16 protein-coding genes are annotated in these 14358 nt (G+C 68.6%); 8 read left to right on the top strand and 8 right to left on the bottom strand.

Going from position 1 to position 14358, the window contains the following annotated elements; genetic code table 11:
- Nucleotides 1-48 precede the first annotated feature (48 nt).
- The 3 genes from GOALK_RS10715 (at nt 49) to GOALK_RS10725 (ending at nt 2194) form a co-directional block, all read left to right on the top strand.
- Nucleotides 49-1239: a septum formation family protein gene (locus GOALK_RS10715; RefSeq protein ID WP_006358836.1), complete on the top strand. Its 1191-nt coding sequence runs from the start codon at nt 49-51 to the stop codon at nt 1237-1239.
- 4 nt (nt 1240-1243) lie between these two features.
- Nucleotides 1244-1594, top strand: coding sequence for a metallopeptidase family protein (locus tag GOALK_RS10720; protein ID WP_005199266.1), 351 nt, complete (start codon nt 1244-1246; stop codon nt 1592-1594).
- A 99-nt stretch (nt 1595-1693) separates the two neighbouring features.
- Entirely contained in the window at nt 1694-2194 is a 501-nt protein-coding gene (locus GOALK_RS10725; RefSeq protein ID WP_006358837.1) for a hemerythrin domain-containing protein, read from the top strand.
- Nucleotide 2195: 1 nt separating this feature from the next.
- Here GOALK_RS10725 and GOALK_RS10730 read toward each other — a convergent pair whose 3' ends face one another.
- On the bottom strand, nt 2196-2855 hold the full coding sequence (locus tag GOALK_RS10730; RefSeq protein ID WP_006358838.1) for a histidine phosphatase family protein: 660 nt from the start codon (nt 2853-2855) through the stop codon (nt 2196-2198).
- Nucleotides 2855-3826 carry a prephenate dehydratase gene (gene pheA, locus GOALK_RS10735; protein WP_040004122.1) on the bottom strand — a complete coding sequence of 324 codons (972 nt, stop codon included), beginning with the start codon at nt 3824-3826 and terminating at the stop codon, nt 2855-2857. Before pheA ends, GOALK_RS10730 begins: the two co-directional genes overlap by 1 nt.
- A gap of 161 nt (nt 3827-3987) precedes the next feature.
- Between pheA and GOALK_RS10740 the strand changes: the two genes are divergently transcribed.
- Both GOALK_RS10740 and GOALK_RS10745 read left to right on the top strand, forming a co-directional pair.
- On the top strand, nt 3988-4740 hold the full coding sequence (locus tag GOALK_RS10740; RefSeq protein ID WP_035754214.1) for a DUF2470 domain-containing protein: 753 nt from the start codon (nt 3988-3990) through the stop codon (nt 4738-4740).
- 39 nt (nt 4741-4779) lie between these two features.
- Complete coding sequence (locus GOALK_RS10745) at nt 4780-5577, top strand: CPBP family intramembrane glutamic endopeptidase (protein WP_006358841.1); 798 nt, start codon at nt 4780-4782, stop codon at nt 5575-5577.
- A 12-nt stretch (nt 5578-5589) separates the two neighbouring features.
- Here GOALK_RS10745 and GOALK_RS10750 read toward each other — a convergent pair whose 3' ends face one another.
- Nucleotides 5590-6942, bottom strand: coding sequence for an APC family permease (locus tag GOALK_RS10750; protein WP_006358842.1), 1353 nt, complete (start codon nt 6940-6942; stop codon nt 5590-5592).
- A gap of 253 nt (nt 6943-7195) precedes the next feature.
- On the opposite strand from GOALK_RS10750, the gene GOALK_RS10755 reads away from it, so the two are divergent.
- Together GOALK_RS10755 and GOALK_RS10760 are read left to right on the top strand one after the other, a co-directional pair.
- A complete protein-coding gene (locus tag GOALK_RS10755) occupies nt 7196-8377 on the top strand; it encodes an LCP family protein (RefSeq protein WP_232283162.1) in 1182 nt (393 codons plus the stop codon).
- Nucleotides 8378-8472: 95 nt separating this feature from the next.
- On the top strand, nt 8473-9009 hold the full coding sequence (locus GOALK_RS10760; RefSeq protein ID WP_006358844.1) for a ferritin: 537 nt from the start codon (nt 8473-8475) through the stop codon (nt 9007-9009).
- A 79-nt stretch (nt 9010-9088) separates the two neighbouring features.
- Here the strand turns inward: GOALK_RS10760 and GOALK_RS10765 are convergent, their stop codons facing one another.
- From GOALK_RS10765 to GOALK_RS10785, 5 genes are all read right to left on the bottom strand, one after another.
- Nucleotides 9089-10012: a DUF5926 family protein gene (locus GOALK_RS10765; protein ID WP_006358845.1), complete on the bottom strand. Its 924-nt coding sequence runs from the start codon at nt 10010-10012 to the stop codon at nt 9089-9091.
- 59 nt (nt 10013-10071) lie between these two features.
- On the bottom strand, nt 10072-10881 hold the full coding sequence (locus GOALK_RS10770; RefSeq protein WP_006358846.1) for a glycerophosphodiester phosphodiesterase: 810 nt from the start codon (nt 10879-10881) through the stop codon (nt 10072-10074).
- Complete coding sequence (locus tag GOALK_RS10775) at nt 10878-11762, bottom strand: DUF4328 domain-containing protein (protein ID WP_006358847.1); 885 nt, start codon at nt 11760-11762, stop codon at nt 10878-10880. The genes GOALK_RS10770 and GOALK_RS10775 overlap by 4 nt, the downstream gene beginning before the upstream one ends.
- A 110-nt stretch (nt 11763-11872) precedes the next feature.
- A complete protein-coding gene (locus GOALK_RS10780) occupies nt 11873-12235 on the bottom strand; it encodes a rhodanese-like domain-containing protein (RefSeq protein ID WP_006358848.1) in 363 nt (120 codons plus the stop codon).
- Nucleotides 12236-12625: 390 nt separating this feature from the next.
- Nucleotides 12626-13489 carry a S49 family peptidase gene (locus GOALK_RS10785; RefSeq protein ID WP_006358849.1) on the bottom strand — a complete coding sequence of 288 codons (864 nt, stop codon included), beginning with the start codon at nt 13487-13489 and terminating at the stop codon, nt 12626-12628.
- 100 nt (nt 13490-13589) lie between these two features.
- Here GOALK_RS10785 and GOALK_RS10790 point away from each other — a divergent pair, with 100 nt between their 5' ends.
- Nucleotides 13590-14357, top strand: coding sequence for a VOC family protein (locus GOALK_RS10790; RefSeq protein WP_035754207.1), 768 nt, complete (start codon nt 13590-13592; stop codon nt 14355-14357).
- Nucleotide 14358 lies beyond the last annotated feature (1 nt).

Below are 14358 nucleotides of genomic sequence, written 5' to 3' on the forward strand. Positions count from 1 at the left end.
ACTGATGCGGGTGTGCCCAGCCGGATCGACCAGGCATGATGGATCCCGATGAACGAGCCCGACCCTGATCGCGACAAGCCCGACCACGACGCGCACGACGCCATCGACGACGATTTCACCGCCGTCGACCCGGTCGCACCGTACGACGAGCCGGTCAATGCCGTCGGCCGGCCCCCACGAAACGCCACGCGCAATCCCGTCTTCGTCGTCCTGGCCGCGATCGTCGTCGGCGCACTCGTCGCCGGCGGTATCGCCTTGGCGATGGGCGTCTTCGACGACGCCGGCAGCGTCGGCGGCAGCAAGGTCGGCGAGGGCGAACGACTCGTCCAGAACGCCTTCACCCAGTCCGTCGCCGGCGACTGCCTGGACTGGCCCGAGGGGAACCCCGGGCAGCCGACCGCAGTCGAATGCGCGCAGAAGCACCGCTTCGAGGTGGCCGGCGGCATCGACACCTCGCTCATCCCCGGCGTCGAGTTCGGTGAGGACGCGCTGTGGCCCGGGCCCGAGCGTTTCGCCGCCATCCGCGACGAGCAGTGTCCGGTGATCGTCGACCAGTACCTCGACGGTCGCCTCGATCCGCAGGGCCGCTTCTCGGTCGGCATGATGTACCCGTCGCAGGCCCAGTGGGACAAGGGCGCCCGGCAGCTGCGCTGCGGGGTCCAGGAAGACGGGGCCAACGGTCAGCCCGTGCAGTTCTCCGGCCGCGTCGCCGACCAGAACCAGTCGTATGTGTGGCCCGAGGGAACGTGCATCGGCATCGACCCCGAGAACCGCAACCCCACCGGATTTCCGGTCAACTGCGCCGAGCCGCACGCCTTCCAGACCACCGGCATCGTCGACCTCGCGGTCCGCTTCGGCGACCGGATGTCGAACAAGCCGTGGCCCGCGACCGGCGCCCAGAACAACTACCTCGGCTCGATCTGCCCGAAGCAGGCCGAACGATTCGCCGGCGGCGCGGCCGCTCTCGACAAGACGACACTGAACGTGCAGTGGTCGGTTCTCAGCGAGCCGAGCTGGCTCGCCGGCAGCCGAAAGGTGGTCTGCTACCTCGGGCTGCCCGACAAGCGCGGCGGATTCGCCACCCTCGTCGGCGACGCCAAGGACGGGGCACTGCTGATCAACGGCAAGGCGCCCGTCCCGCCGCCCGCTGCTCCGCCCGGTCGCGCTCTCCCGACGCCGGTGCCGCTCCCGCCGGGAATCGCACCGAACCCCGACCAGGCCCCCGCCCCGGCGGGCTGACCCCATGGCCGTCCCGATGTCCGACGACGAGTTCGACGGGCTGGTCTCCGACGCACTGGACACCATCCCGTCGGAACTCACCGGCGCGATGAACAACGTGGTCATCCTCGTCGAGCCGTACAACCCCGAGGAGCCCGACATCCTCGGGCTGTACCAGGGCGTGGCGCTGACCCTGCGCGACCACGACTACGGCGGATTCCTACCGGACACGATCACGATCTACCGGGACCCGATCCTGGCGATGTGCAATTCGCGCGACGAGGTGGTGCACGAGGTCGCGGTCACCGTCATGCACGAGATCGCCCACCACTTCGGGATCGACGACGCCTGGCTGCACGCCAACGGCTGGGGCTAGGAACCCCGCCGGGACCCCGGCTCAGGTGAGATGTTTCAGCGCGGGCGTATTGCGGAATACCGAGATTCCGATGTCCAGCCCACATCCAGGAGTTCCGCCATGTCCACCGACGCCATCGTCATCCTGAAGGACGACCACAAAGAGATCCGCAAACTCTTCCGCGACTTCAAGTCCCAGGGCCCGAACGCCACCAAGACCAAGGGCAAGATCGTCGACAAGATCATCGAGGCCCTCACCGTGCACACCTACATCGAGAACGAGTGCATGTACCCCGAGATCCGTAAGCGCGTACCCGATCTCGAGGACGACATCCTCGAGTCCTACGAGGAACACCACGTTGCCGACGTCCTCGTCGTCGAGCTCGCCGCGTTGAAGCCGGACTCCGAGCGGTTCGACGCCAAGACGACCGTGCTGATCGAGAACGTCGAGCACCACATCCAGGAAGAAGAGGACGAGTGGTTCCCGAAGGTGCGGGAGGCCCTCGGCCGCAAGGATCTCCAGGAGATCGGCGAAGAGATGCTCCGGCTCAAGGAGAAGGCACCGCGTCGCCCGTCGCAGCCGTCGGCGTTGAAGAAGACGGTCGACGCGATCATCAAGTGAACTAGCCCATGGGGTCGTCGACCAGCGGCTCGTCGACCCGATCGAACGGTGCGGTCTCGGCGCCCCAGCGGTGGCAGACCCAGATGCCGTCGGCGTACTCGAGTTCGATCGAGCCGGTGTTGCCGAGGTGCGTCGCCGCGGCGAAGCGGGAGTCGATGCCGGCCAGGCGCGCCGCGATGAGTCGGATCGCCGCACCGTGGCTGACCAGGAACACATCACGTGGTTCGGTTCCGGTCAGATACGAGCGTGCGAGGTCGTCGACGGTCGGGATGTAGCGGTCGTAGACCATCGCGAGCGACTCGCCGCCGGGGATGCGCACATCGAGGTCACCGGCGTGCCACTTCTCCATGACGTCGTGGAAGACGTGGTGGGCCTCGCGGTCGCTGCGGTCCTCGAGCTCGCCGGCCTGGACCTCGTGCACGCCGTCGACGGCCTCGGTGTGGACGTCCCACACCGAGCCGATCAGTTCGGCGGTCTGCCGGGCGCGCCGGGCCTCCGAGCTGAACAAGACCGCCTCGCGCTCGGGTCGGTTCTCCAGCCCGAACCGGGCGCCTTGTCGCGCACCGAAATCGGTGAGTGCCGCGCCGGGGAGGGCGGTGTCGAGCCGGCGCATGACGTTCGCGGTGGTCTCGCCGTGCCGGACGAGATGCAGGCGCGCCATCACACCTCTCCCTGTCGCAGCGAGTCGATCCAGGCCAGCGACTCGGCGTGGTCGGGAGGTGCCGATCCCGTGGTCCGTACCGCGGGCCATGAACCTACGTAGACGACTCGTTCACACCGGCGATGCAGTGCCGCAAGGGCTTCCGCGACCGCTGCGTCGTCGATGTGGCCGACGGCGTCGAGGAAGAACCGGTAGCGACCGGCGATGGCCCGCCCCTCCGCCTCGTCGCGCTGCGGCCGGGATTCGATGCGAGTGAGATCGATTCCCCGCGAGGCGAATTCGTTCATCGCGTGCATCAGGCTACCGGGCTCGTTGGACAGGTCGAGGATGACCGACGTGCGGTCCGTGCCGGTCCGTCGCGTCGGGACCGCGGGGCGTCCGAGGACGAGGAACCGCGTGGTGGCCTCCTTCGCGTCGCAGACACCGTCGGCGATCACGGTCAGATCCGACAACCCCGCCGCGAGACCGGTCGTCACCGCGGCGTCGGCCTTGCCGGACGCGACGTCGAGCGCCGCAGCAGCATTCGATCCGGACGTGACGAACTCCGCGTTCGGGAAGAGCTTGGCCACGGATTGACGGACCTGCGCAGCCGCCACCGGGTAGGCCGCGATGGTGCGGACGTCCTCCGGGGCGAGCGGGCCGGTCGCGGCGATCGCGAACGCGATGTCGAGGACGGTCTCGGCGAACACCTGCACGCGCCCGTCGGTACCGGACCGCGCCGGTGGTACGAGGGCGTCCATCGTCGCCGGCACCGACCCCTCGAGCGAACTCTCGATGGGCACACAGCCGTAGTCGGCCTCCCCGCTGCGGACCATCGCGATGGTGGCAGCCGGGCTCGAGGCGTCGACCTTGGTGACGTCACTCGAGAGGTCGAGACCCCCGAGTGCGGGGTCATGGGCGGCGAGGGCCGCGTCGAGTGCCATCTCGGTGAAGGTTCCGGGCGGGCCGAAGTAGGCGATCACAGGCACCACACGAGCCTAGTGGACGCCGGTGATCACTCCGTTCAGGCCGCAATCCCCGGGAGCCGACGGTCCGAGGACCCGTTGACGACCACGCCAACCGTATTTAGGTTAGGGTTACCTTTCAACAGCCGCCGAGCACCGCAGCCGCCCGCGCCGACCGGAGAGACAACATGACGCGTACGACGACCGACCGACCCACGGATGCCGAGATGATCCAGACGGCCTGCCGTCGAGTCGGCTCCGCCATCCTCGCCATCGAGGGCGCCGACACCACGCCGATCGGCGTCGTCCACCTCTTCGAATCCCAGGCCTTCGTCCTCGTACCCACCGACGGCGACGCCGTGGCTGCCGTCGACGGCGCCGAGGGCACACCCGCGATGCTCGAGGTCACCGACTGGGCGCCCATCGACCTGCGCGAACGGGTCCGGTCGGTGATCTGGCTCAACGGGACGCTCCACGAGGTGCCCCGTGACCTCGAGCGCGACCTGGCCATCGAGATCGCCGGCGAGCACCCCGACGACGGCCTGCTCGACATCGGCCACGGCGCGTCGATGCTCCGCCTCCAGGTCGACTCCGCGGTGCTGGCATCCAGTTCCGGTGCGACGTCGGTGTCGGCCGCCGAACTGGCCGACGCCACCCCCGACCCGTTCTGGGAGTGCGAGGCCGGCTGGCTCGAGCACCTCGACGCCGACCACGCCGACCTCGTCGGCCAGTTGGCCCGCAAGCTGCCCACGGACCTGCGCCAGGGCCGTGTACGCCCCCTCGGCCTCGACCGGTTCGGCATACGCTTCCGCATCGAGGGCGCCGACGGCGACTCCGACGTCCGGCTGCCCTTCCCCCGCCCGGTCTCGGACGTCTTCGAGCTGTCCCGGGCACTGCGCAACCTCGCCGGTTGCCCGTTCATGAACTCGATGCGCGACTGACCCGCATCGCCGGCTGCGAGGGGTTCTAGGCTGACCGGCATGCCTCTGCGCGAGTACCTGCGGCCGTCGCCCCACGGCATCCCGGTCGTCACCGACCGTGTCGAGCGTCGCGGTCTGATCGCCGAGCTCGTCATCGTCGGAATACTGACCTTTGCGTTCTCCGCGGCCTCGGCCGCGCTCGCACTCCTCGAAGCCCAACTCGCCGGCGGCATCGGCGGGACCACTGTCGCCCTCAACCCCAGCCGCTCCGACCTCGCCCTCATCGACGCCGCGCGCCAGATGATGAGCATCCTCAGGCTGTTCGCCATCGCCGCGCTCGGCGTGTACCTGCTGTGGCGGAGCGGGCTCGGACTGTCGCGCGTCGGCCTCGGCCGGTGGACCCCGCGACGCGACGTGCCCGCGGGACTCGTCCTCGCGGCCGTCATCGGCCTCCCCGGACTCGCACTGGTCGCGGTCGCCCGCGTCTTCGGACTCAACGCGAGCCTCGTCCCCAGCCAGGCGGACACCTGGTGGGAATGGCCGGTGCTGATCCTCATCGCGATCGGCAACGCGGCCGCCGAGGAGATCGTGGTGGTCGCCTACTTCATCACCCGGCTCCGCCAGCTCGGGGTCTCGGACGTCAAGTCGCTCGCCGCGAGTGCCGTGCTCCGCGGTGGCTACCACCTGTATCAAGGCTTCGGCGCCGGTCTCGGCAACGTGGTGATGGGCGTCGTCTACGGCCGGTTCTACCAGGTCACCGGCCGGGCCTGGCCGCTCGTCATCGCCCACGGCGTCATCGACGTCGTCGCCTTCATCGGCTACGCGCTGCTACGCGATCACCTCTCCTGGGTCGGCTGACACCCGGACCGGTCACCCGCGGTCCTCGGCGTGCTTGCCCGATCCGGTGGCACGGGCCAGCCCGAAGAGTGCCAGCCCGACGAGCATCAGGAGGCCGGCGCGCAGCCAGGTCTCCGCGTTCTGCTGGGTCAGCAGGACGATGCACGTCACGATCGCCAGCACCGGCACGATCGTCCACGCCCGGAAGTGGTCGGTGTCGGCGCGTTCGCGCCGCAGCACCAGGACCGCGACGTTGGTGCTGAGGAAGACGAACAGCAACAGCAGCACCACGGTCTCGGCCAGCGCCGCCACCGAGCCGGTCGCCGAGAGCACCATCGCGATGGCGGTCGTGGCGATGATCGACGCCCACGGCGTACGTCGACCGGGTAGGACCTTCGCCAGCGGGGTGGGCAGCAGACCATCGCGGGCCATTCCGAAGGTCAACCGTGAGGCCATGATCATCGTGAGCAGCGCGCCGTTGGCGACGGCGATGAGGGCGATCAGCGAGAACAGTTGGTCCGGGGCACCGACGTCGGCGATCGTGACCACCTCGAGCAGCGGACCCGACGAGCCGGCGAGCTCATCCGGCGACACCACGGTCGAGACCGCGAGGCCCACGAGTACGTAGACGACACCGGCGGTGATCAGCGAGCCGAACAGCGCCTTCGGGTAGACCCGACGCACGTCGCGGACCTCCTCGGCCACGTTGGCCGACGTCTCGAATCCCACAAACGAGTAGTAGGCGAGCAACGCGCCGCTCAGAACCGCGAGTGCGGGCGTCGTCGAACTGTCGAACTCGAACACACGATGCGGTTCGCCGTCTCCCCGACCGAGGACGATGCCCGCCAGGACGACGACCAGCACCAGACCCGACACCTCGATGACCGTCATCACGACGTTCGCCCGCACCGACTCGCTGATGCCACGTGCGTTCAGTGCCGCGATCGCGACCAGAAAGACGAGGGCGGTGACGGTGGTGGGCGCGTTCACGAACGTCTTGAAGTAGTCACCCGCGAACGCCAACGCCAGGCCGGCGGCGCTCGTGACACCAGCGGCCAGCATGCAGAACCCGACCAGGAACGAGACCAGCGACGACCGGTAGGCCTGCCGCGCGAAGACCGCGGCACCACCGGCCTGCGGATACTTGGTGACCAGCTCGGCATACGACCCCGCGGTCAACAGCGCCATGACGAGAGCCACCACGAGCGGTACCCAGATCGCACCGCCCACCTCGCCGGCGATCTCGCCCACGAGCGCATAGATCCCGGCGCCCAGCACGTCGCCGAGGATGAACAGGAACAGCATCTTGCCGGAGATCGCGCGCCGGAGCGGAGTGCGATCGTCACCGGTCTCGGTGTCTGGCCGGGCGGCCACGTCGTCGGTCATGGCGAGCCGGATACCCCGTCGCGGGCCGATCGAGTCCTGTGATCTGCGTCGAATCCGTGCCGGGCACCCGTGGATGCGTACATTGGTTGGGATGAACGAGCAGGACCCGCCGATCATTCGGCGCGGTCGTCCGGGGCCACAGGTACCGTCCGGGCGGCCGGCAGGAGGCATACCGCCACGCCAGGGGCCTCCTCCCGGTGGACCCCACCGACCCCATCCGCAGGGTCCCGCTCCCGCCGCACACCCCCAGGCGATGCCTCGAATCCCCGCGCAGGGTCCGCCGCCGCGTCGGGCGCCCGGCCCTGCCCCGGCAGCCGGCCCGATTCCGGGGAGGGGTGCCGCCCCGGGCCAGTACGCCCCCACCCAGAAACCCGAACCGATCCCGGCCGGTGAGCGTCGAGGTGACCGCGCCCGATCGTTGGCACGTCCGCCCGCTCCGCCGGTCGGCACCCCGCCCGCTGCGAAGCCGACACGCCCCCGGCGTCGTCGGCGGCGCACCCTGCGGGTCGGCAGGATCCTGCTGATCCTGCTGCTCGTGTTCGTACTCGGCAGCGCCGGACTGCTCTTCTACTACGACTCGCGACTCGACCGCATCGACGCGCTACCCGCCTACGCCGGACGGCCGTCGGCCACCCCCGGAACCAACTGGCTCATCGTCGGCACCGACTCCCGCTCCGATCTGTCCGACGCACAGCGCACCAACCTGTCGACCGGTGACGCCGACGGCTCCCGCACCGACACGATCATGCTGGTCCACAATCCGCCGGGGAGCGGGAAGGCGACGGTCGTCAGCATCCCCCGCGATCTCTTCGTCGAGATCCCCGGCCACGGAAGCCTGAAAGTCAACGCGTCGTACAACATCGGCGGTCCGGCACTGCTGGTGCAGACCGTCGAGAACCTGACCGGCATCCACATCGACCACTACGCCGAGATCGGCTTCGGCGGTTTCGACACCCTCGTCGACGCCGTCGGCGGTGTCGACATGTGCATCGATCAACCGCTCAACGACCCCAAGGCCGGACTCAAACTGGCCAAGGGCTGCCACCACCTGAACGGCCGCCAGGCACTCGGTCTCGTCCGTACCCGAGCCTTCCCGCGCGCCGACCTCGAACGCGTCATCAACCAGCGGAAATTCCTCGCCGCCCTGGTCTCCCGCGCGACGAGCCCGGCCGTCCTGCTCAACCCGTTCCGGTTGTTCGGCTTCATCGGCGGCGCGATCGACTCCCTCACCGTCGACGAACGCGACCACATCTGGAACCTGGCCTCGCTGATGTTCGCCCTCCGGGACCCAGTGACAACCACCACACCCACGGGTGAGAGCGTCTACACCGATGACGGCCTGGCACTGCCGGTCACAGAGACGACCGAGCAGTTCTTCGGTCTCTTACGTGCAGGTCAGCCCATCCCCGACGAGCTGCTCGTCGACGCCGGGTGACCGGGGTGGCCAGGTTGCCCAAAGACAGGTCAGACTTGCCTTACTTAGCCTGAACTTGCTGGTAGAAGGCGCTTTTCGGCACCTACGATGAGCGAATGACCGAATTCACGAAGTTCCACCAGCTGCTGCACGACCAGATCGGCAACGAGTTCTACGCCTCGCAGCAGTACATCGCGGTCGCCACCTACTTCGACAACCACGACATGCCGCAGTTGGCCAAGCTCTTCTACCGGCAGGCCGTCGAAGAGCGCAATCACGCGATGATCATCGTGCAGTACTTCCTCGACCGCGACATGGAGGTCGAGATCCCCGGGGTCTCCGCCCCGAACAACAAGTTCGAGGACTACAAGGCGCCCATCGAGTTGGCGCTCGAGCAGGAGAAGACGGTCACCCAGCAGATCGTCGACCTGGCCAAGTCGGCCCGTGACACCGGCGACTACCTCGGTGAGCAGTTCGTGCAGTGGTTCCTCAAGGAGCAGGTCGAGGAGGTCGCCACCATGACGACGCTGCAGACCATCGCCGACCGCTGCAAGGGCAACCTGTTCGACCTCGAGAACTTCGTCGAACGCGAGTTCAACGGCCCCGAGACCGACGACCCGACCGCACCTCCCGTCGCCGGCGGCAACATCTAGCCTCCGACCAGCAGACGATCTCGGCGGCGCGACTTCACCGAAGTCGCGCCGCCGAAACGGTTTTCGAGGGTTTCCTCGTCTAACGCAGAGTGACCTGGCGGCCGCGGATGCCGTCGCGCGAACTGCGCTCGGCGATGGTCAGCTCCGAGGAGTCGGCAAGCGCCTCGCCCAGCCACTGGTCGAGCTGATTGAGACCCGCCTGCCACTCCTCGTGGTGCATCTCGCTGTCGAGGTCGAACACCGGGACCAGCAGCCCGTGGGTGCGGAACGACCCCGCGAAGCGCGAGCCCTCACCCATCGTCAGACGCCCGGCCGCATGCAGGCGGGCCATCGCGGCCATGAGGTCGTCCTCGGGCTCGGGACGAATCCACCGCAGATGTGCCCGCTCGCCGGCATCGACCCACCACGGGGCGCCGGAACCGCTGTCGACGACGAGGCGCGCGGTCGGCAGCACGGAATCGTTGGCGCGCTCGAACATCGGGGCGATCTCGGCAGGAACCTCGGTGCCCTCCGGGAACCACCACGAGAAGTCCTGGTGCACGGTGATGTCCAGGACCGCGTCGGCCTTCAGCACCTCGTCGAGCGAGGGGGATTCGTCGGCGGCTTCCAGATCGAACTCGCTACCGGCGTCTGCGTGGGCTGCCCAGGCGATCGCGGCCGCCAGTTCGACGGGGAGCGCCATTCGGTCGGGCTCTGTCTGCAACCCGACCAAACCCTCTGTCGCGCCACCGGATTCACGTGCGAGTGCAGGCCCGGCACCCGGCAGGATCGTCACGATGGAGACGTCGTTGCGCGTGTCGGCAGGCTCCGTCAGCTCGAGACGTGCGGTCGCCGATGCGACGAAGGTCCGCAGTGCGACGAAGTCGCACTCGGAGGCCAGCCCCGCGAAGGGGCGCGGCGGCGGTGCCATCGACGCCGCCTGCCGAGCCTTACGAGCGGCGACCCGCTCGGCGCGATTGCTTCCCGGGCGGGGTCCACTGCCCCGCTTGCTCTTCTTGCCCATCGGTCCACTCTCTCACGAGCCGCTCACCGCGCCGAGAAGCCCGGGCAGGAGAAGGCCGCTCAGTCGACGGTGACCAGCCAGTCGCGGACCCTGGCCGGGTGGTTGGTGGCCAGCCAGCGCACTCCGAGGTCGGCGCAGAGCTGGACGTCCACCAGTTCGTCGACGGTCCAGCAGTATGTCACGCGTCCGGCCGCGGCGGCGCGGTCGACGAGATCCGGGTACTGCCGCAGGGTCATCACCGAGGGACCGATCCCCGTGGCCCCGACGGCGGTCGCCGCACTGCCACCGAGTACTCGGGCGGTGTCGCCCAGCAAAATGGTCGGGAGCATCGGGGCATGGCGACGGATGCGCCAGACGCCGGCGGAGGAGAACGAGATGACCACGGCGCGACTGTGATCGGCCGACGGCGGGGTGGCCACGCCGAACTCGTGGAGGATCTCGAGGAGCTTCTGCTCGACGAGACTGCCGAACCGAACGGGATGTTTGGTCTCGATGAACAACCGGACCGGGCGGCGCCAGTCCAGGGTGAGCGTGAGCAGCTCCCGAAGCGTCAGGATCGACGCGGGGTCGCCCGCGGAATGCCAACTCCCGAAATCGAGTTCGCGGAGCTGGGCCAGCGTCATCTCGCTGACGATGCCGGAACCGTCCGACGTGCGGTCGACGGTCCGGTCGTGCACACAGACGAGCTCGTGATCGGCGGTGAGCCGAACATCGCACTCGAGTCCGTCCGCGCCCTGCGCGAGTGCGAGCTCGTATGCGGCCAGGGTGTGTTCCGGACGGTCCCCGGAGGCGCCGCGGTGCGCGACCACCGCGGGCTTACCCGAACGCGACACCTTCTCGGCCGCACCCACGTTCACACCTGAGTTCATCCGACCGCCACCCACCTTCTCTTCGGGACCGGGACCGCCGTGGCGGCGTCGAACAGCACCGGCACACGGCGCGCCGTCCAGAAGGCGAAGGCGGCCGACACGGCCGCGCTGATGATCACCATGGCGAGCGCGTTGGCCCCGGTCTGCACCGAGTCCGAACCCAACGCGACGACTCGGGCGACCAGCGCCAGTACGGCGGTGACGGTGACGACCACCCACGCGACCCACAGCCGGCGGACCCGGCGGCCGACACGTTCGGCGTCGAGGGACGGATCGTGGGCCACGCGCAGGGCCACGACCTCGCCCAGCACGAGCGGCGCACCGACCAGGTTCACCAGTGGGACCCCCACCAGGACCCCGACCCACAGCGGACGCCTCGGGTCGAGGAGTCGGGCTTCCTCATAGGCACCGGCCCGCAGGTCCATCACCCAGCGGATGAACGCGAGGGTCGCCCACACATAGGCCAGGAGAGCAGCGACCCCCACGAACACGATCATCCAGTCGGAGACCACGATCAACGGGTTCGGGAGCGGCTGCGTGCGGTTGACGGCCAACAGGATATAGCGCAACAGGTGGATGACCGCCGACGCCGCGAGTGCCGTCCCGGCCACGACGAGCGCGAACAGCAGGCGTGCCCGCGAGGCGTCGATCCGATCGTGCGTCGCGTCAGCGGTCACCGGCTCGTCGCGCAGACCCCAGGTCGGGATGTAGACGTAGCGGGGGATGAGACGCGGACCGCGCGGGCCCGACGGTCCGCGGCGGCTGGGGATGGCCTCGGGAGGACGCCGCGCGACCCACCGCACGTTACGGCCCCGGTACAGCCGGCCGGTCGGCGCCGTACGGGGCGGCGCGTGGGTCGCCGGGCGCGCGGGTGCCGCCATCGCACGAGAGACGTCGTCGACGACGCTCAGCGGGCCACCACAGCGAGGACAGTGCTCGCGCCCGGGACGGTGCGGCGCCTGGATGCGGCACCGCGGACAGAGGTCGATCATCAGTGGGCGTCGCCCCCGCCGTCCCTGACGCCGAACTCGACGGGCTTGCCGTGCTCCTGCCAGGCGAGCATCCCGCCGCGCACACAGATGCCGTCGTATCCCACCTGCGCGAGGTATTGCAGCACCCGCATCGAGCGACCGCTCGAATGACACACCACATAGAGGTCGGCGTCGGGGTCGAGTTCGCCGAACCGACCCGGTATCTCGGCCATCGGGATGTGGAGAGCGCCGCGGATGTGTCCGTTCGCCCATTCGTCGTCCTCACGGACGTCGAGCATCACCGCGTCGGCCGTCTGCGTGAAGTCGTCCGGCAAATCGGTCACCGGCACCTGCGTGATGTCGCCCATGGTCACGATTTCCATGGTGGCACAGTCCAGGCGCAGCGCGTGTCACGTCATCTCCCGAGCCAGTTCTCAGCAGTGCGGTGAAGATCACCTTCGATGTCGTACAGACCGCCCGAAGCGGCCTATGCTGACCATCATAGTTTTATCCACATGCCTCGAATGGACAGCTGTCCATAATCCGCACCTCACCGTCAACCTGGGGATGAGGCTGTGGAAACTGTGGAAAAACCCTGGCCAAAGGCCCTCCCTATGTGACTGGCATCACTCGTTTGGGCCAATGTGCGCGTAGGAAATTCACGAAACTGCAGGCGTCGACCGGTGGTGCATTTTCTTACAGTGCACACACCTGTGGATAACGTGGGGACAAACCCTTGGGGAAACCCCCCGAACCGGGTCTGGTATTACCCCTCAGTCACGGTGTAAAAACCCCGTCCGCACCGCGGGCGCGCGGTCGATCGCAGCCATCACGCCCGTCGTGACGCTCTCGGCCAGCCCGGAGACGGACATCTGGTTGCCCACCAGACGCGCCAGCAGCGGCTTGGGTGCCTCGATGACGGTGATCTCCGCATCGGGGTACCGCTCGGCCACCACCGAACGCATGACGCCGATGCCGTCGACGAGACCGAGTTCGGCGGCCCGGTGCCCGACCCAGACGTCTCCGTTGAAGAGTTCCTCGTCGGACGCCGTCAGCTTCTTGCCCCGACGCTGCCGCACCCATGCGATGAACGCCTCGTGCAGCTGCCCCTGGAGGCCCTTCAGCCATTCGACGTCCTCGGCCACCTCCGGCGAGAAGGTGTCGAGCCGGGCCTTGTTCTCCCCCGTCGCGTAGAGACGACGCTGCACGCCGAACCGGTCGAGAAGTGCCGAGAAGCCGAATCCCGAGGACACCACTCCGATGGAGCCGACGATCGACGTGTGAGCGGCGTAGATCTCGTCCGCCGCGCAGGCGACCCAGTAGCCGCCGGACGCCGCGACGTCCTCGCAGAAGGCCAGGACCGGCACGCCCTTCTCCGCGGACAGCTGACGGATGCGCTCGGCGATGTACTCCGACTGCGCCGGCGAACCGCCGGGCGAATTGATCACGACGACGACGGCCTTGAGCCGTTCGGTGGCGAACGCCCGCTTGAGTACCGGCTCGACCGTGTCGGTGGTCAGCCCGTGTTTGCCCATCCCGGCCGCGCCGATCGGACCGTCGAGTCGAACCACCGCGACGTGCTCGGCACGCGACTTCGCGAACTTCTTGCCCACCGCCGCCAGCGGTCCTGCAGTCATCTGCCCGAGTCTAGTGGCGGTTCACCGGTTCCGGTTTCGGGCTGGGCTGCCCACGCATTCTGCAGCGCACCGGGTGCACTCGCGCCGTAGACTCTCCCGCGTGCAGGTCAGGTGGCTCAGCGCATTCCTCGATTTCCCCGCCGACGAGTTCGGCAGCGAGGTGACCTTCTGGCGTGCGATCGCGGGCAGCACCGTGTCGCCGCCGCGCGGCGAACACCGCGAGTTCGCCTCCCTCGAACCGTTCAACGGCGACCCTCACCTCCGAGTGCAACGGGTCGACGACGGTCCGGGCGGGGTCCACCTCGACATCCACACCGACGACCCTCTGGCCGCGGCCGACGAAGCGGTGGGACTCGGGGCGACGCTGAACCACGACGCCGGCACCCACGTCGTCCTCCGTTCGCCCGCCGGTTTCGTGTTCTGCCTGGTGCCGTGGGCGGGAGAGTCAAAACGGTCCCGGCCGATCCGGTGGCCAGGTGACGCCATCAGCATCATCGACCAGTTGTGCATCGACATACCCGCAGCCGACTTCGACGCCGAGGTCGAGTTCTGGACGGCGCTGACCGGCTGGCCGCCCAAGCCACCCGAATCCCGACCCGAACTCGTGGCACTGCGCCGCGACCCCGCGATCACCACCGGAATCCTGTTGCAGCGCAGGCAATCCGATCCGGACACGCCTGGACCCGAAGGCTCGTCGACGGCAACCGGGCACCTCGACCTCGCGACCAACTCGGTCCCCGACGAGGTGGCACGCCACGAGGGATGGGGCGCTCGCGCGATCGAGCACCACCCGCACTGGACGACGATGGTCGACCCGATGGGACGCCCGTACTGCATCACCTCGCGCAATCCGCGGACGGGCGACTGAG

This window comes from Gordonia alkanivorans NBRC 16433, assembly GCF_000225505.1.
GTDB lineage: Bacteria > Actinomycetota > Actinomycetes > Mycobacteriales > Mycobacteriaceae > Gordonia > Gordonia alkanivorans.

Excerpts from the sequence above, each read along its gene's own strand:
- GOALK_RS10715 (WP_006358836.1), top strand. The coding sequence starts at position 49 with ATGAACGAGCCCGACCCTGATCGCGACAAGCCCGACCACGACGCGCAC.
- GOALK_RS10720 (WP_005199266.1), top strand. The coding sequence starts at position 1,244 with ATGGCCGTCCCGATGTCCGACGACGAGTTCGACGGGCTGGTCTCCGAC.
- GOALK_RS10725 (WP_006358837.1), top strand. The coding sequence starts at position 1,694 with ATGTCCACCGACGCCATCGTCATCCTGAAGGACGACCACAAAGAGATC.
- GOALK_RS10730 (WP_006358838.1), bottom strand. The coding sequence starts at position 2,855 with ATGGCGCGCCTGCATCTCGTCCGGCACGGCGAGACCACCGCGAACGTC.
- GOALK_RS10740 (WP_035754214.1), top strand. The coding sequence starts at position 3,988 with ATGACGCGTACGACGACCGACCGACCCACGGATGCCGAGATGATCCAG.
- GOALK_RS10745 (WP_006358841.1), top strand. The coding sequence starts at position 4,780 with ATGCCTCTGCGCGAGTACCTGCGGCCGTCGCCCCACGGCATCCCGGTC.
- GOALK_RS10750 (WP_006358842.1), bottom strand. The coding sequence starts at position 6,942 with ATGACCGACGACGTGGCCGCCCGGCCAGACACCGAGACCGGTGACGAT.
- GOALK_RS10755 (WP_232283162.1), top strand. The coding sequence starts at position 7,196 with ATGCCTCGAATCCCCGCGCAGGGTCCGCCGCCGCGTCGGGCGCCCGGC.
- GOALK_RS10760 (WP_006358844.1), top strand. The coding sequence starts at position 8,473 with ATGACCGAATTCACGAAGTTCCACCAGCTGCTGCACGACCAGATCGGC.
- GOALK_RS10765 (WP_006358845.1), bottom strand. The coding sequence starts at position 10,012 with ATGGGCAAGAAGAGCAAGCGGGGCAGTGGACCCCGCCCGGGAAGCAAT.
- GOALK_RS10770 (WP_006358846.1), bottom strand. The coding sequence starts at position 10,881 with ATGAACTCAGGTGTGAACGTGGGTGCGGCCGAGAAGGTGTCGCGTTCG.
- GOALK_RS10775 (WP_006358847.1), bottom strand. The coding sequence starts at position 11,762 with ATGGCGGCACCCGCGCGCCCGGCGACCCACGCGCCGCCCCGTACGGCG.
- GOALK_RS10780 (WP_006358848.1), bottom strand. The coding sequence starts at position 12,235 with ATGGAAATCGTGACCATGGGCGACATCACGCAGGTGCCGGTGACCGAT.
- GOALK_RS10785 (WP_006358849.1), bottom strand. The coding sequence starts at position 13,489 with ATGACTGCAGGACCGCTGGCGGCGGTGGGCAAGAAGTTCGCGAAGTCG.